General features: G+C 56.4%; 14 protein-coding genes. 12 read left to right on the top strand and 2 right to left on the bottom strand.

The genetic code is table 11. From position 1 onward, the window contains the following. The first annotated feature begins 3 nt into the window (after positions 1-3). The 8 genes from EP166_RS06930 (at position 4) to EP166_RS06895 (ending at position 9,936) form a co-directional block, all read left to right on the top strand. Positions 4-951, top strand: coding sequence for a hypothetical protein (locus tag EP166_RS06930; RefSeq protein ID WP_127556028.1), 948 nt, complete (start codon positions 4-6; stop codon positions 949-951). Further along, positions 899-5,647 carry an eCIS core domain-containing protein gene (locus EP166_RS06925; RefSeq protein WP_127556027.1) on the top strand — a complete coding sequence of 1,583 codons (4,749 nt, stop codon included), beginning with the start codon at positions 899-901 and terminating at the stop codon, positions 5,645-5,647. Before EP166_RS06930 ends, EP166_RS06925 begins: the two co-directional genes overlap by 53 nt. Beyond that, a complete protein-coding gene (locus EP166_RS06920) occupies positions 5,616-6,098 on the top strand; it encodes a hypothetical protein (RefSeq protein WP_127556026.1) in 483 nt (160 codons plus the stop codon). Before EP166_RS06925 ends, EP166_RS06920 begins: the two co-directional genes overlap by 32 nt. Before the next feature lie 529 nt (positions 6,099-6,627). Then, entirely contained in the window at positions 6,628-7,752 is a 1,125-nt protein-coding gene (locus EP166_RS06915; RefSeq protein WP_127556025.1) for a M14 family metallopeptidase, read from the top strand. Positions 7,753-7,831: 79 nt separating this feature from the next. Beyond that, on the top strand, positions 7,832-8,143 hold the full coding sequence (locus EP166_RS06910) for a cupin domain-containing protein (RefSeq protein ID WP_127556024.1): 312 nt from the start codon (positions 7,832-7,834) through the stop codon (positions 8,141-8,143). Between the two features lie 32 nt (positions 8,144-8,175). Beyond that, complete coding sequence (locus EP166_RS06905; RefSeq protein WP_127556023.1) at positions 8,176-8,931, top strand: SDR family oxidoreductase; 756 nt, start codon at positions 8,176-8,178, stop codon at positions 8,929-8,931. A gap of 91 nt (positions 8,932-9,022) precedes the next feature. Then, the gene (locus EP166_RS06900; protein WP_127556022.1) at positions 9,023-9,460 is read left to right on the top strand and encodes a VOC family protein; all 438 of its coding nucleotides are present in this window, start codon (positions 9,023-9,025) and stop codon (positions 9,458-9,460) included. Beyond that, on the top strand, positions 9,460-9,936 hold the full coding sequence (locus EP166_RS06895) for a GNAT family N-acetyltransferase (RefSeq protein WP_127556021.1): 477 nt from the start codon (positions 9,460-9,462) through the stop codon (positions 9,934-9,936). Before EP166_RS06900 ends, EP166_RS06895 begins: the two co-directional genes overlap by 1 nt. A gap of 61 nt (positions 9,937-9,997) precedes the next feature. On the opposite strand, the gene EP166_RS06890 is transcribed toward EP166_RS06895, so the two are convergent. Further along, positions 9,998-10,552: an NADPH-dependent FMN reductase gene (locus EP166_RS06890; RefSeq protein ID WP_127556020.1), complete on the bottom strand. Its 555-nt coding sequence runs from the start codon at positions 10,550-10,552 to the stop codon at positions 9,998-10,000. Positions 10,553-10,680: 128 nt separating this feature from the next. On the opposite strand from EP166_RS06890, the gene EP166_RS06885 reads away from it, so the two are divergent. From EP166_RS06885 to EP166_RS06870, 4 genes are all read left to right on the top strand, one after another. Beyond that, complete coding sequence (locus EP166_RS06885) at positions 10,681-11,580, top strand: LysR family transcriptional regulator (protein ID WP_127556019.1); 900 nt, start codon at positions 10,681-10,683, stop codon at positions 11,578-11,580. Between the two features lie 36 nt (positions 11,581-11,616). After that, a complete protein-coding gene (locus EP166_RS06880) occupies positions 11,617-13,056 on the top strand; it encodes an MFS transporter (RefSeq protein ID WP_127556018.1) in 1,440 nt (479 codons plus the stop codon). A gap of 195 nt (positions 13,057-13,251) precedes the next feature. Then, positions 13,252-14,247 (top strand): DctP family TRAP transporter solute-binding subunit, encoded by a 996-nt coding sequence (locus EP166_RS06875; protein ID WP_127556017.1) that lies wholly within the window; start codon positions 13,252-13,254, stop codon positions 14,245-14,247. 157 nt (positions 14,248-14,404) lie between these two features. Then, positions 14,405-16,084: an NAD-dependent malic enzyme gene (locus tag EP166_RS06870; RefSeq protein ID WP_127556016.1), complete on the top strand. Its 1,680-nt coding sequence runs from the start codon at positions 14,405-14,407 to the stop codon at positions 16,082-16,084. Between the two features lie 79 nt (positions 16,085-16,163). Here EP166_RS06870 and EP166_RS06865 read toward each other — a convergent pair whose 3' ends face one another. Continuing rightward, on the bottom strand, positions 16,164-16,550 hold the full coding sequence (locus EP166_RS06865) for a DUF302 domain-containing protein (RefSeq protein ID WP_127556015.1): 387 nt from the start codon (positions 16,548-16,550) through the stop codon (positions 16,164-16,166). Positions 16,551-16,588: the final 38 nt, after the last annotated feature.

The raw sequence follows: 16,588 nt of genomic DNA, 5'->3' as shown, positions 1-16,588 counted from the left end.
GCCATGCAAAAGCGACGAGATACCAAGCCAGGTGCAAAAAAAGAGCGCCAGCGTACTGATCCGGGTTCAAACATCTCCATAGAGCAGATTGAAGGCATTCTCAAACAATCGCCGGAGCGGATGGACCAGGAGCGCAGCGCGGGGTTGGCTCAACTCACCTCGGTTAAACGGGCCAAGCTGGTACAGGCGCGGCGTGAGCGGGCGCGTATGGAGCAACGTTATGGGGCGGACCATCCGCGTGTGGCGGCCGCCGATGCCCGCATGAAAACGGAACACGGCATGCTGGTAAACACCCGGGCCGAGCGGGACAGGGCCGAAGCGCCTGTGCTCGAAACAGAACAGGACGTTTGGGTGGTGCATGGGTATGTGCGCAATCAGGAAGGCATTGGTATCAGCAAGGCAAAAGTAGCGCTATTTCCCGACCAGGACGGTCATAAGGATGCGCTGACGGAAACCATTACTGATCGCCAGGGGTATTACAAGGTGACTTGGGCCCCTCAGGTACACGACAGGAAAACCGACCGCGAAACCGAAGGCAAAGCGGAATCCGCACTGGGAGGCACAGACACGACCCATCACATCAATACCAACCTAAGTGCCTACCGCCTGCGCGTGGCCGCTTCAGCCATTAAAAACCCGGTCTATCTCGGTGCGAGCCGTCAGGGTAATCAAACAGTAGACCGTCGCAGCCTCTACCCCACACCCGGCAGCAGCAGTTATCGGGACATCGAGCTGGACAGTGCAAGCAGCGGAGATTGCCAGCTAAGAACCCGTTACCTCGGCAACAGCAACACCCGTGAACTGCACAACCTGAACAACGAAAAACCCGGCTGCGGCATCGCACGGATGCGCCCGGACCACAGGGTCTATTTTTCCGGGGAAAAACAGGCTGAAAAACTTGGCTACGACTATTGCGCGCATTGTTATGGATCGGATCGCTCTAAACGCTAAAGGTCGCTCGACCAATAACCGAGCGGTAGGCGAGAACGACCGGCGCTCGGCCACCGAGTTGCCCACTGGGCGAGTCCCGTTGTCACAGCCGTTGCTGTTCTCTCGTCCCGGGGTGGGTGCGATCGACGACGTGGTCGAAACCGAGGCTGACCGGGTCGGGAATGCGCTGGTGGATAATCGGGCTGCTCCATTGGCAAACGGGGCTATGTCAGGCTCCAGACTCAGCCAAGCGCCTTCGGGGCGTGGAGGCGGTGACTCCTTGCCCGCTGATTTGGCCCAGAGTTGGGGGCGGCAGCTCAACACCGACCTGAGCGCCATTCATGTTCACCCTGAGGATAAGTCGGCGCTGGACATTGGTGCCAAGGCATATACGGAAGGTGCCCATGTGCATATCGCTCCTGGAGAATATCGACCCTATCAACACGAGGGGCGACGTTTACTGGCGCATGAAGTAGCCCACACTCTGCAAACGGAAGATGGTCTCATACGCAGGGAACCCCTCGTCCGGCGTATTGAAGTGATTCGGGAAGGCGATGTGATTCGGTTGTATGTCGGGGAGCGTGTGATCAGCTTGAATGACTCTGGTACCGAACTCAGCGTAGCCAATGGGGAATATCAATTGATACCCACCCAGGTGGGTAGTGGTTACCGGCTTTACTTTGATTCGTCGAACCAAGAGGAGTACCTCTTCGCGACTGGAAATTATGCGCAGTATTTTTCCAGAGAGCAAAGCGTAACGGTTGTCGTGGTTAATAGTGAGGAAGGACTCGCCGGGAGTACCGACACCGAAACCCAGGAAACAGACACAGAAAGCCAGGAAGAAGGCTTGGGCGGCAGCGGTTCCAGCGAGGACGACGAGGATCATGAGCAGCAGGGCGAAGGTGATCGACAGGGCGAAGAGAGCAACACAGAGCAGGGCGAGGGTGGTAATCCCCCTGCGGAAAGTAGTGACGGGGGGCTGACCATCAGCTCCCAGGCGACCGAGGCGGATCGCGTCCTGGTACTGAGAGTATTGCGCGAACTGCATGGCGATGCCGAAGCCGGTGAAGTACAAGCGTTAAGTCGATTTGTCACCCTGCGCGAGGTTATGGCACTGAGACTGTTGGACCAGCATCCGCGCCGTATAGAACTTATGCGTATGATGCAGTCCGGTCGTGCGGCACCTGGAGAGTCGCCCCCTCAGGGTTATGACGACATGATCGAAACCGTCGTCGCCCAACTGGACCTTCAGGAGTACGGAAATCAATTCGACTTCCAGTTCGACACTGACGAGGACGCCCGTGGTGCCCTGGTGCCTCGGCCAGTTCGGGGAAGTATTGTCTGGGTCGGCGGAGAACAGGAAGAAGGTCAGGCGGTGCCGGGCAAGGAGGTGATGTTCGAGTTCCAAGTACTGGACAATGTCGACCGCTTCGCCGTTCCCCATGTATATATTCGCTGGTTTGCGGCGCGGCGCCGTGCCGAAGGCATGGATGCATCGAATGTCGATGTTCTCGAAGAGGAAACAGTTAATTATTCAGAATTGGACCCGGACAGCCTGCTAAATGATCGCCGATTTGAGATGACCTTTGATGACGCGGGTACCTACGAAATTCACGCCTTTGTTAATCATTCTTTTTTCCGTCCCGCACATTTTTCCAAAGTCGTTGAGGTACGCACCAGTGCGCAGCGTCTTGATGACATGGAAAGCGACACTGAAGAGTCCTTCGGCGAAGCGGGTGATGCGAGCGAGTATCAATTTGAAAGCGTGGAACAAGAAAGTTTCTTAGTGCGCTTAGGTTTAGGAGTGGCGTCCCCGACGCTAAGCATTCCCGCGCTGATCGCCGAGGATTCTGATGCCCAAGGCCTGCGTCGTACCGGTTTGCTTGACCCTTCTGTCTTGAACGAGGCGGGTTTCGCTAACAGCACGGCCCATATTGAAGGTCAGTTGGAGCGGGTACGGAATCTGGTGCGTCACTATGAACGCACCGATCAGGAAGACATGCTGGAATGGGCTCAACAACGAGAAACTGAGTTAGAGAACCTGTTGGCACGCATCCATAGACTGCGCGCCACCGATGAAGATACGTCAGCCGGTTCGGTCACTCATCCCATAGCAGCGCGTGGCTACTACGTCAGCCGACGCTCAGGGGTACCCTCTGGTCAACTTTATCTGGTGTGCTGGTTCACCTATAACGAAAGCGAAGGGGTCTACTATGGCCATCTACTGGATCACTCTGAAATCGTGCGCCCCGAGAATTTTCACTTCGAAGCCGAAGATTCCGATTTCGAAGCCATGATGGAAGAGCTTTTTTTTGAATTGACCAGTACTTACCCTAACGGACGAATGCGTTTCTCTTTCCAGAGTTTCGAAGGAACCCTGCCTACCCAGAGATTTATTCAATATGAACGGAAGACCGACACTCTGCTTAATGACATACAGGAATCGGTCTTTTCCAGCGAGGCCAGTCTGGTAGTCAACGTTGTTGCCACGGTACTCAGTGTTTTTCCACCCACCGCGCCGGTGGGCATCGGCCTGAGTATAGTTTACAACGGTGCTGACGCCGGGCTGAATTTTGCCGATGCCCACCGCTCCGGTACGGTCAGGGCCAGCAATTACGTCGACCTGGGGCTGGTCGCCCTGGACATTCTTCCCGTCATTGGACGGGCCGACGATGCGGCCCGCCTGATTCGTGTTGGTGAAGGTATCTCACGGCAACGCTCTTTAGGCCAACGGGCACTGGACATTACCACTGGACTGACTCAATACGCGGGCAATTTTTACGTCTTTACCGATCAGGCGTGGGAACAAATCGGTAACGTTCGCAGTCAATACATCGACCAGTTGAGCCAGTTGCGCGAAGAAATAAATGTCATGCGCGAAGATCGCTCGGTTGACCCGCAACTGCTTGCCAGAAAACGGCAGGAGATGGCGAGGCTGGAACAACGGGCCCGCGACGCTGCAATTTCCGTGTTCAGCGAGATGGCTGGTCAGCAAATGTTGCAAATGGGTTCCCAGCATTTCGCCGGTCGGCTGGCTCATGGTCTGGCGACTCGGCGCGCAGGAGGCGCCGAGATTGATGTTCCCGGTGACGGAGCGACTGAGGGGCAAAGCGGTCCCCCCAATACCGACCCAAATCTCGTTATTGTTGAGGAAGCGCGACGGCATGAAACCGAAGCCGATCCGGATGCCCAGATGCGTCGTCGACCCGCCGAAGCCCCTTTAGAAATAGCCGGAACCGATACTGCCCTGGCTGAGGGGTTGCCGCCCTCGCTTCGTACTGAAATTCCTGTGGTTCGTATTAGCGAAGGAGGCGGCACGGTTAAGGTCCGATATGATCGCAATGCTGGTGGCGGCGTAGGCCGAATCTGGATAGAGGCCGGGCCGAACGCCACCGTGGACCTTGTGCGAGGTCACTTGCCAGCGGTTCAAGTTCTACAGCGTTATCAAGGGATGATTGGGACGGCCCGCACCTTGTTGTTGCGGGCCCGAGGTCTGCTGGGCGGCCGTTTTTCTTCCTGGCAACGAGCGATTGAGCTGGAAGGTGAATTGGCCAAGCTGCCAGGCCTGATTGCTGATCAAGCTACCTTGTTGAATGAGCGTCGTGCCAGTTTGAGCGAGGCAGAAATCGTTGCTCATGAGGAGAGGATTCGTAGCTTCGAGCAACAGCTCGAGCAACATCGTCTCGAATGGAGCATGTTGGATGGTAGTCAGGAAGCTAGAGGTTTCATTGCTGCTAAAGATCAGATCTTTCAGGGCATGCGGCAGGAAATTTCCGGTTCTACGCGCTCGCCAGAGACTCGGCACAGAGCCCAGGGACGACGAATTTTTGCCGAGTCTGCTATTGTCGATGCTTTTCTGAGACTTCGTCGCAGTTTGCGCCGTGAAGCCGTGGCAGAGGGCGACACTCACATCCCCACCGAAGACCTGCGTGCCGCCCGTTCGGAAATAGCTGATATGGTGTACGACGATACGTTCGGCGACGCCGCCCTGGAACAGGCCCGGCGGGAAGTAGCCGCCCTTGAACGGGAGGGTCGAGTGCGCCATAGAGATCGCACCACCATCTCAATGGCCGATTATTTCCAGCGCTTGCTGGGTATACTCCGTCGGGCAAACCAAAGACGCCGGGAACGGCAGCACAGTGCCGACCTGCATGACGCCATTGCCGCGCATCGCGAGCGTACCGGCATAGAGCGGGGTGTGAATGAAGAAGGAGACGTGACCGGAGGCACGGTAGCGGCCGGAGTTCTGGTGATGGAAGGTGAGTCCCGTTCATCGCGTGGAATTGAGGAAGTGTTTACCGGCGGCTCCAGCCGGGCCAGGGCTGAAGGCGAATCCGCCGATCCCAGTTATCGTCCGTTGACGAGGGAGGGGCAGCCTATCAGCGACCCACAGTTCGCGGGCCACGCCGAGCAGAGCGTCGTTGGCGGCGCTGCCCGGGCACTTCGTGAGCAGTTTCCCAATACCGATCCGGTCGAACTGCGCGGTGAACTGCGTATGCATGCGGAGCAGATTCCCTGCAGTACCTGCCAGCGGGGCCTGATTGACCAGCGCGGTACAGATGCTGCGTCGGCGGCTCTGGGGCCATTGGCCCGATTTTCCCGAGACTTTCCGAACATCACACTGGTCATTACCTATAATGACCGGACAACCCAGCAACCAACCCGAGGGGTTTTGACCATTCGCAATGGTGAAATCATTTCCAACACAGGCCGATAGTCTCTTGGATGCCTTGCCGGCTGATCAGGCGGTTGAATTTACCTGCCAGTTGTTGACGGGACTCGAAGCCTTGCTGCCCGACAGTGCCCGAGTGTTCGCCCGGAAGCTGAACGAGGAATTCAGCCGCTGGCGTTCGGATCGCCACAAAGGCTCCCAAGCCTTTTATCAGCAAGACTTTGTACCGTTAACGGATCTTTTTTTCGACTTTCACGGTACCGACTACGCAGTACCCGTTAACGCTGTGTGCCGGCTGTCGGCCTATACGATCAAGAGAATTAACGCCTTCGAGCGTAAGCGGGATGAGCACACACCCACTATGCCGGATGATGTCCGAGAGGTCGGGGGGCGTGAGGTGATGGAAATGCTGGAAACACTGTCTGCCCAGTTGGGAGGCTGCTATGACCAGGCTGCTGATTATTTGGTCACTGCCAATCAACGAAATACCAATTAAAAGAAGTTGGCACAGTCTGCCTGAATCGGCGGCGTCAATGGTGCGAATAATTTTCCAGTGGCGTGACAGTGGTTAACAGAGTCCATTGAAAAGATGCACCAGGCGAACCTAAACAGCTGCTTTCTTCTCAGTCGGTCCTGGTCGATAGCGGGGCAACTCAACTGGGAAGGTGAGGCAGTCGTTGAACCCGAGACAGTCAACGGCGATACGTTTTGCCTGGAATTTCATGACCAGCCTGCTCAAGGGCCAATTAGCCAAGATCAGTCGCATCGACCCAATAATAATGAATCCCCTGGGACAAACCGTTTAGCCAGTCTCCATTGGTCCATGCGATAGATGCATGCGCTAGAATTGTGGGCTAGTGAACAACAGCGCTCTAAAGTTGGATGTTCTGGCGGAAACGCCCAGCTTCCGAGATGCTTTACGGTCTTTGCTTAAAAGGATTCACGATTACCCCTTTACTGGCGGCAATGGTGAGGTAGCATCGACAGACATCTTTTCAATGACTTTGAAGGCGGGAGTGAACAGCATGCACATTAACCAGCGTTTTGATGGCGGCAATATTGTTTGTTTGGATGCCTCCGACCCCGGTGCTGTGGAGTTGCAGATTCGCTCCGATGTCGGCGATGAGCACAAGCAGTGGTTCTATTTCCAGGTGCTGGATGCGCGCGATCAGCCATGCCGGTTCGACATTACCAATGCTGGACAGGTGTCTTTCCCCCGAGCCTTTCACGACTACCAGGCGGTGGCGTCCTACGACCGTGAATTCTGGTTTCGGGTGCCGACCCGGTACGATGGTCAAACTTTGACCATCGAGCACAGCCCCGAGACCGACAGTATCTATTATGCCTATTTTGCGCCCTACAGCTTTGAACGGCATCAGCAATTGATCGCCGCGACACTGGCCTCGCCCCAGGTTCAGGCCGATACGCTGTGCATTACGCCGGACGGCCATCCACTAACCCGTCTGACCATCGGCGAACCGGCATCCGACAAGAAAGTCTGCTGGATCATTGGCCGCCAGCACCCGGGTGAGACCATGGCGGAATGGTGGATGGAAGGCTTTTTGGAGCGACTGCTCGATGAGCAGGACAGCCTGAGCCGCCAACTGTTGGAACATTGTGTCTTTCACGTCGTCCCCAACATGAACCCCGATGGCAGTGTGCGCGGGCATCTGCGCTGCAACGCTCATGGTCGTAACCTGAACCGTGAATGGCTGGAGCCGAGTAAGGAGTTTTCACCGGAAGTCTATTTTGTGCGCGAAGCCATGGCTAAAACCGGTGTGGATTTTTGCCTGGACGTACACGGTGATGAGGAATTGCCCTACAACTTTATTGCCGGGGCCGAGGGTATACCGGCCTGGAACAAGCACATGGCCTTGCAGCTGAGCACCTTCAAGTCGGTGTTGCAGACCGCCTGCCCAGACTTTCAGACGGATGTCGGTTACCCCATCGCTGAACCCGGCAAAGCGAATCTGACGCTGTGCACCGCTTATGTGGCCGAGCATCACAAGTGCCTGGCGATGACGCTGGAAATGCCGTTCAAGGACACTACCGCCACGCCCATGCCGTCTACTGGCTGGTCACCGGACCGGTGCCAGCGATTGGGCGCGGCCAACATCGATGCGATTTGGCAGGTGTTGCCATTATTGTGAAGTGAACGGCGGCCTTGGCCGCAAATTGAACATCCCGGATGTGAGTTTCACTTGATTGTTAAGGCGACCATTAACGACTATGAACACGTATCGAGCCAAAGAGTTCACCGCAGAGAAAGCCTGGGGCGCTCAGGATATTGCCCTGATGAACGGCATTTCGACGCGTCTGCACTGGACCGACCAGCCCTATAAATGGCACATCAACGACGGGCAGGAAGTCTTTGCCGTGCTGGATGGCCGGGTTGAAATGTTTTACCGCGAAGCCGGCGTCGAGCACTCCGTTGTTCTGGAAACCGGTGATGTGTTTTACGCGGCGGTTGGCACCGAGCACGTCGCTCATCCATTGGGTGAAGCCCGGATACTGGTGGTCGAACAGGCCGGCAGTGTCTGACACGCCTTTTTAATGACCAGGCAGGGAACACTATGACAACGACAAACGCCATCGCACTGGTAACCGGCGCTGGCCGGGGCATCGGCGCGGCGACTGCCCGGTTATTGGCAAAAGAAGGGTATTTTGTGTGCATCAACTACCGGTCCGATGCCGCATCGGCCCGGGCGTTGGCGATGAGCATTGGCGAAACCGGCGGAAAGTGTCAGGTTATCCAGGCTGATGTATCGCAGGAATCCGAGGTGGCGAGGTTGTTCCAGGTGATCGACCAGCTGCCCGGAACACTCCGTGTGCTGGTTAACAATGCCGGCCTATTGAAGACCCAGATGCGTCTGGAAGACATGACCGCCGAGCGCATCAACCAGGTTTTGGCGACCAATGTGACCGGACCCTTTATCTGTTGCCGTGAAGCCGTGAAACGCATGTCGACACGCCATGGCGGGCCCGGTGGCACCATTGTGAATGTCTCTTCGGCGGCGGCGAGAACCGGCTCACCGAATGAATATGTCGACTATGCAGCCTCCAAAGGCGCACTGGATACGATGACCCGGGGGTTGTCACTGGAGGTGGCGGCCGAGGGCATCCGCGTGAACGGTGTCCGGCCAGGGCTGATTCATACCGGTATTCATGCCGATGGCGGCGAACCGGGCCGGGTAGCGCGTTTGCGCGAGCGCATCCCAATGCAGAGGGGCGGCGAGCCGGAGGAAATTGCTGAGGCTATTCTGTGGCTGGTGTCGGATCGGTCGTCATACTGCACCGGCAGTGTGATTGATCTGGCCGGTGGGTTGTAAGGTGACACCGGTGAACGACATTGATTGCCCGGAGCGGAGCCGATAATCTCTGGTGCCGGTAATTTCATTTTTGCGTGAGCGAGGTACTCCCATGTCTACCCAATCCCAGGCGTTGTCGCCGTTTCATCTGGCCTTTCCGGTTCACGACCTGGACGCCGCCCGGCAGTTTTACGGTGAGGTACTGGGCTGTGCCGAAGGGCGCAGTTCCGACCACTGGATCGACTTCGACTTCTTCGGGCATCAGATTGTCGCTCACCTTTCGGAACAGGCAGAGGCGGCAAAGCCTATCTCCAATGCAGTTGACGGACATGACGTGCCGGTGCCCCATTTCGGTGTCGTGCTGTCGATGGACGAATGGCAGTCCATGGCCGACCGGCTGACGGCCATGAACTTTGAGTTCGTGATCGACCCTTACATTCGCTTTAAAGGCCAGCCGGGAGAGCAGGGCACGCTGTTTTTCCGGGACCCCAGCGGCAATGCCATTGAAATGAAAGGCTTTGTCGACCGCAGCAGTTTATTTGCGCGTTGATGGCAGTGGTTCTCAAACGGCTGACTCACGATCTGTATGAGTCGGCCACCTCCTTGTTAGTAGCCCCAGAGCAACTGAAATTTACCGGCACCGTCGCAGACGCACTGGCTGGGATTGATGAGGCGTGTCACCCGCACGGCATCTGGCTCGACAAGTCAATGGTCGGTTTCTTTATTGTCGATACCCAATTTGATCGTGAGTTCGATTTTTGCGAGGCGGGGTCACTGGGCATCAGAACCTTCTTAATCGATGGGCAGCGACAAGGCCAGGGTCTTGGCAAGGCAGCCGCAAAAGCGGTGGGGCCTTATCTGGCAGAGGCGTACCCTGCATCGACTGTGGTTTGGCTAACGGTTAATTGCAGGAACCTGGCAGCCTACCGTTGCTATGAACAGGGTGGTTTTACCGACACTGGAGACTTGTATCTGGGCGGTGCGGCAGGGCCTCAGCATGTCATGCGCCAGCTCCTGACCCAGTGAGGTTTCGGGCAAAAAAAAGACGGGCAAAGCCCGTCTTTTTTGAAGATGAATCCATTAACGCTTAGCGCAGTGTTTTCATCGCGGCCGTCCAGGGAACCAGCTGGTCCAGCATGGCGGTCAGGCTTTCCTGATGCATGTCGGCAGGTTTGAACTCGCTGAAGTTTTCAAAATCGGTGAACAGCGACAATTGAACCTGGTTGCGCACGTGGGCCAGTTGCAGCTCTGATGCGATCTGGCGCAGGTGTTCAACGGCACGCACACCGCCAGCGGAACCGTAGCCGACAAAACCGGCGGCTTTGTTGTTCCATTCGACACTGATGTAATCCAGTGCGTTCTTCAGTGAACCGGAAATGCTGTGGTTGTATTCCGGTGTCACGAAGATGTAGCCATCGTACTGGGCAATGGTCTGCGCCCATTTTTTAGTGTGCTCGTTGGCGTACTGCTGGAAGCCAGCGGGCATTCCTTCGTCCAGAACCGGCAGGTCGAAGTCGGCAATGTCTACCAGCTCGAATTGAGCGTCACTGCGCTTTTGAGCGTTTTCGAGAACCCATTTTGCCACGGCAATGTTGTTACGGCCCGGGCGGGTTGTACCTGTTACGACAGCGATCTTGTTCATAGTAATCTCCTCTGGGGTGACCGAATGGCCGCCCGAATTCTGTATCACTGCGACAGTATGAAGACTACCCAGCGGCAATCAATGGGGCTATTATTGACAGATCGTTTCTCAATAGGAAACCATGAGCTATGGATACATTGCTTAGCATGAAAGTGCTGGTGGCCGTGGTCGACCACGCCAGTTTTGTTCAGGCGGCCGAGCATCTGGGCCTCTCCAAGGCGATGGTCAGCAAACACGTCATGCACCTGGAAAACCGCCTGGGCGCCCGCTTGCTGAACCGGAACAGTCGTCATTTGAGTGTGACCGAGTCTGGCCGGGTCTATCTGGAACGGTGTCGGGCCATGCTTGAAGAGCTCGATGAAGTCGAAGCCACGGTCAGTCGTGCGACGGTCACACCACGTGGCACCATTCGCTTTACCGCCCCCATGTGGCTGGCAACAGACTATTTCACCCAGTTACTGCGGGAGTTTCGTGAACACTACCCGGATGTTACCTTCGACATCGACATCAGCGGGCGTTTTGTCGACATCGTAGAAGAAGGGTTCGACCTGGCACTTAGGGCCAGCCGCACGCTGCACCCCAACCTGATTGCCCGACCGCTGATGACGATCCCTTTCTACATCGTTGCCTCGCCAGGCTACCTGGAGCGCCATGGTACACCCGAGCAGGGCAGTGATCTGGCGCGGCACAGCATGCTGGCGTACTCACTGATTCGTAGCAATGAATTTACCCTGTCCGGGCCGGAAGGCGAGGTGAAAATTACCATCAATTCCGTGTTGCAGTCGAACAACGAATCGCTGTTACTGTCGGCTGCGGTCAATGACATGGGCATTGCTATTTTGCCGGGTGGTCTGGTTGAGCGGGAATTGGGGCAGGGTCATCTGACCCAGATACTGCCGGGCTACACACCGCTCAACAGCCAGCTGTATGCGGTTTATACCAGCCGGCGTTATCTGTCTGCTAAAGTGCGAACATTCATCGATTTTTTGTCGGATCGGATGGAGTGTCCGGAGCACCTCCGGAGCTGAGTTTCATTGCCGGATAGCGTCTCAAGCGGATTTTTCATGTCTGAACCTGCATCGCCAAGCATAGCCGTAACGCCACCGCCAGAGCCCACGCAGGCGAAACGGGTCCGTGACAGCCTGACGGTGTCGATGAAAGACAGCGTGGCGTCTTCAGTGATGACCGGGACGGTGGATCAGTTTCTCAACGCCTTCGCGATTTTCTTGCGGGCAAGCAGCGTGCAGATCGGGTGGCTGACCGGCATACCGCAGCTACTGGGCGGCCTGTTTCAGATACTGTCGGTCTGGCTTGGCGGCTATTGGCCGCGTCGCAGTCTGATCGTGGTTGGCGCTGCCGTGCAAACCCTCTCACTGATGGGGCTGTGTGCTCTCGCGGTGCCATTACCCTGGCCCGAGGGTGCCCGGGTGCCTCTGTTGATCGGCTGTGCCATTGTCTATCACGGCGCGTCTAACCTGGCGCAACCGCAATGGAAAGCCCTGATGGGCAACCTGGTGCCCTCCCGGTTGCGCGGGCGCTACTTTGGTGTTCGTTCCCGGCTGGCCATGGCGACGTCTTTCTTCGCCTTTCTGTCGGGAGGCCTGTTGCTGAACGGCTCGGCCTCGCTGGGTGTTGAATCACTGGGCTTTGCGGCTTTGTTTCTCATTGCCGTAGTTGGCCGCGGTCTGTCCACCCGTTACCTGCACCGGATGTACGACCCTTACCGGCCAGATCACTCCCGTGGCCGCGGCCTGGTACATACGCTGCGCAGCATGAAACGCGCCTTTGCCGACCAGCGATTTCGGCGCTTCACGTTGTTTCTGGCCGGCATGCAATGCATGGTGGCCTTGTCGGCACCGTTTTTTGCCGTTTATATGCTGCGCGACCTGCAATTCACCTACCTGCAATTTACGCTGAACACGGCGGCTTCCATTCTGGTTCAGTTCGTGTTGCTGCGGTATTGGGGGCGCATTGCCGACCGCAAGGGTAACCGCTATGTCATGGCTCTGGGTGCCACGGTCATACCGGTGTTGCCGGTGCTCTGGCTGTTTTCCGATAACCTGGTGTATCTGATGGGTGTGCAAATGCTGGGCGGTGCCGCCTGGGCCGGGTTTACGCTGGCAACATCAAATTATCTCTATGATCTGAAACCCGACGACAGCGAATTCGCAGGCTACGCCGCCATGCAGTCCACCATTGGCGCGGCTGCTGTGTTTGTCGGTGCCATCAGCGGCGGTTATCTGATCAGTTGGGTGCCGGATGCCCTCGTTATAGGCAATTGGTCATGGCCTATTGAGCGTCCCATCTGGGTCATATTTGTTATCTCTGCGGTGCTTAGGGCTGTTGTTGCTTTGTGGTACTTGCCGAAAGCGCCGGAGTTGCGGGTGAAGCAACGCGGTCGCGTGCGTGATCTGGTTTTTCGAGTGTCACGTTTCACACCCATTTCCGGTGTGGTTTTTGACGTGGTCAGTGGCAAGCGCAAAAAGCAGCGTCGTCCGCAGTAGCGTTTTTGCCAGCCAATCTGAATGGATGGATGGGATTCCGCCACTTTCGGGCTATCTTTGGGTGGATTTCTACCCGTCATCTAATGCATCTTCGCGTCGTCACGGCCTTGTGGGGGTGGCGCCATTCTTGCTAACCATTTAGGTTGGCGCTGCGGCGACCTACCATTACAACAATTCGAATCACAGGAATCATTCATGACGCTGCTCTCTTTCCGCTGGTTGCGACTCGCATTGCCTTGCGTGCTGGTTGCCGGGTTTGCCTCGGCCGAACCCCAGACCCTGATTTTTTCTCACGTTGTCAGTGAGAACACACCCAAGGGCAAAATGGCACTGATGTTCAAATCGATGATTGAGCGTCGGCTGGGGGATCAGTTTCAGATTGAGATTTATCCCAACACCGAACTGATGGACGACGACGAAGCCGTAGTCGCCATTGCTGAAGGTCGCATCCACTTCGCGGCCCCGTCACTGTCTAAGTTTGAAGCCTATACCGGGCAGTTGATGGTGTATGACCTGCCTTTTTTGTTCGCCAACATGGAGGCGGTCGAACGCTTTCAGAATAGCCCGACCGGTCTGAACCTGCTGACCCATATGCAGTCCGACGGCATTCTGGGGCTGGGCTATCTGCATAACGGTCTTAAACAGTTGACCGCGAACCGGGATTTTACCCGGCCGGATGACCTGGCGGGCCTGCGCTTTCGGACCATGACCTCTGAAGTGCTGCAAAAGCAGTTTGAATTGCTCGATGCCGAAGCGGTGCCCATGGCCTTTGGTCGAGTCTACCAGGCACTGGCCGATAATGAGATTCAGGGGCAGGAGAACACCTGGTCAAACATCTATTCGCAAGCCTTCTATGAGCACCAACCGTTCATGATGCAATCGAATCATGGCGTACTGGATTATATGGTGATCACCAATACCGATTTCTGGAACAGCCTGACGGAAGAGCAACGTCAGGAGTTCAGATTTGCCATGGAAATGTCGGTGAAATACGGCAATGCCGTGGCGCTGGCGAAAAACCAGAATGACCGAGCCGCCATTGCGTCCATGTCTGGCGTGACCTTGCACGAGCCGACGTTGGAGCAATTGGTCCAATGGCAGAATGCCATGAAGCCCTTGTGGCAGGAGTACGAACCACAAATCGGCGCCGACGTTATTGAAGCGGCACTCGATGCCAACCAGACACCCTGAGCACAGACCCGGATTCACGGGTTGGAACGCAGGTTCCCGCTGCCTGGCCCGGTAATTCTACCCGGAGGTGGCGGGAACAGGGTGCTGTATTGATGCTAAAATACGTCCATTACTGACCGATAAATTCGATTAATGACATGGAACAGACCAACCCATTATGAGTAATTCTGAAAAACGCCCGCTTTATATCCCTTACGCCGGACCAACCCTGCTGGAACTGCCGCTGTTGAACAAAGGCAGTGCCTTCACCCAGGAAGAGCGCGTTTCATTCAATTTGATCGGGTTGTTGCCACAAAACGTGGAGACCATTGAAGAGCAGGCCGAGCGGGCTTACCGCCAGTACCAGTTGTGCCAGAGTGACCTGGACCGCCACATCGCCCTGCGTTCGATTCAGGACGACAACGAAACCCTGTTTTTCCGCTTGCTCGAAGATCATCTCGAGGAAATGCTGCCGATCATCTACACCCCGACGGTGGGTGAGGCTTGTCAGGAGTTCTCCAATATTTATCGCAACCACCGGGGACTGTTCATCAGCTACCCGGACCGCGACCACATGGATGACATGCTGCGCAGTGCCACCAAAGATAACGTGAAAGTCATTGTGGTGACTGACGGCGAGCGCATTCTGGGCCTGGGTGATCAGGGCATTGGGGGCATGGGCATTCCCATCGGCAAGTTGTCGTTGTACACCGCTTGTGGTGGCATCAGCCCGGCCAACACGCTGCCGATCATGCTGGATGTGGGCACCAACAATCAGACGTTGTTGAACGACCCTATGTACATGGGCTGGCGCCATAACCGCATCAGCCAGGACGAGTACGATGCGTTTATCGAGCAGTTCATTCAGGCCGTAAAACGCCGCTGGCCCGATGCCCTGTTGCAGTTCGAAGATTTTGCCCAGACCAACGCCATGCCGTTGCTGGAACGCTACCGCGAAGAACTGTGCTGCTTTAATGATGACATTCAGGGCACGGCATCGGTCTGCGTGGCAACGCTGTTGGCGGCTTGTAAAGCCAAGGGCGAACCGGTCAGCGAACAGCGCGTTGCGTTCGTGGGTGCCGGTTCCGCCGGCTGCGGTATTGCCGAGCAGATCATCGTGGCGATGCAGGATGAAGGCCTGTCGGAAGCCGAAGCCCGCAAGCGCGTCTTTATGGTCGACCGCTTTGGGTTGCTGACCAGCGATATGGTGGACCTTTACGACTTTCAGGCGCGGCTGGCCCAGCCAGCCGACACGGTTGCCGACTGGTCTGGTACCGACTTGCTGGATGTCGTGAAACACGCGAACCCAACTATTCTGATTGGTGTTTCCGGGCAGCGTGGTTTGTTCACTGAGGACGTCATTAAGGCGTTGCATGCCGGCTGTGCACGGCCTGTGGTCATGCCATTGTCGAACCCGACGTCCAAAGTCGAGGCCACCCCGGCCGACGTGCTGGCCTGGACCGATGGTCAGGCGCTGGTGGCAACAGGCTCTCCGTTTGGGCCGGTAACGGTCAATGGCCAGACGTACCCCATCGCCCAGTGCAACAATGCCTACATCTTCCCGGGCATTGGGCTTGGTGCGCTGGCGGTCGGTGCCGAACGCATCACCGACACCATGTTGATGGCCGCTTCAAAGGCGCTGGCCAATCAGGCACCCATGGTGCAAACCGGTGAGGGCGCCTTGCTACCACCGCTGGCCGACATTCGCGAAACCAGCAAGCTGATTGCTTTTGAAGTAGCACGTCAGGCCCAGGCCGATGGCGTAGCCCTGATGAGCAGCGAAGAACAGGTCCGCGAAACCATCGAGGCGAACTTCTGGACACCTCGTTATCGTCAGTATCGTCGCCGGGCTGTGTGAGCGGGGCGTTGACTGGTTGAATCCCGTGTTAATGTTAACAAATTGCCCTGCCAGTCAGGCAGGGCGATTGCTAGCCTTACTACACAGACATAACTGCTTTAGTTAACAAGTCCCTTACCTGACCGGCAACGGCTTTCAGTTCATCGTTTTCTATCGCACTCATTGAGGCCACGGGGTCGATTGCGCTCACTTCGACGCCGTCTTCGATCGATCGAAGAATGACGTTACAGGGCAGCATCGCGCCGGCGCGTGGTTCAAGACCGATGGCCTCAAATGCCATTGTCGGGTTGCAGGCACCGAGAATTCGATAGGGAGCCATCTCTTTGTCCAGTTTCTTTTTCATGGTGGCCTGAACATCAATTTCTGTCAGTACCCCAAACCCCTGATCTGCCAGGGCTTTACGGGTACGAGCGTCGACAGTATCGAAATCGGCGTTCTGGATCAGTCGGTTGATGGTGTAACTCATGATTTTTGTCCTCCATTCAGATTTTCGAGCTGGTACAT

Origin of the sequence: Saccharospirillum alexandrii, assembly GCF_004000275.1 — a bacterium.
In the GTDB taxonomy this organism is placed as follows: domain Bacteria; phylum Pseudomonadota; class Gammaproteobacteria; order Pseudomonadales; family Natronospirillaceae; genus Saccharospirillum; species Saccharospirillum alexandrii.
The sequence above is the reverse complement of the archived record's forward strand: the minus strand, read 5'-3'. Positions and strand labels throughout refer to the sequence as shown.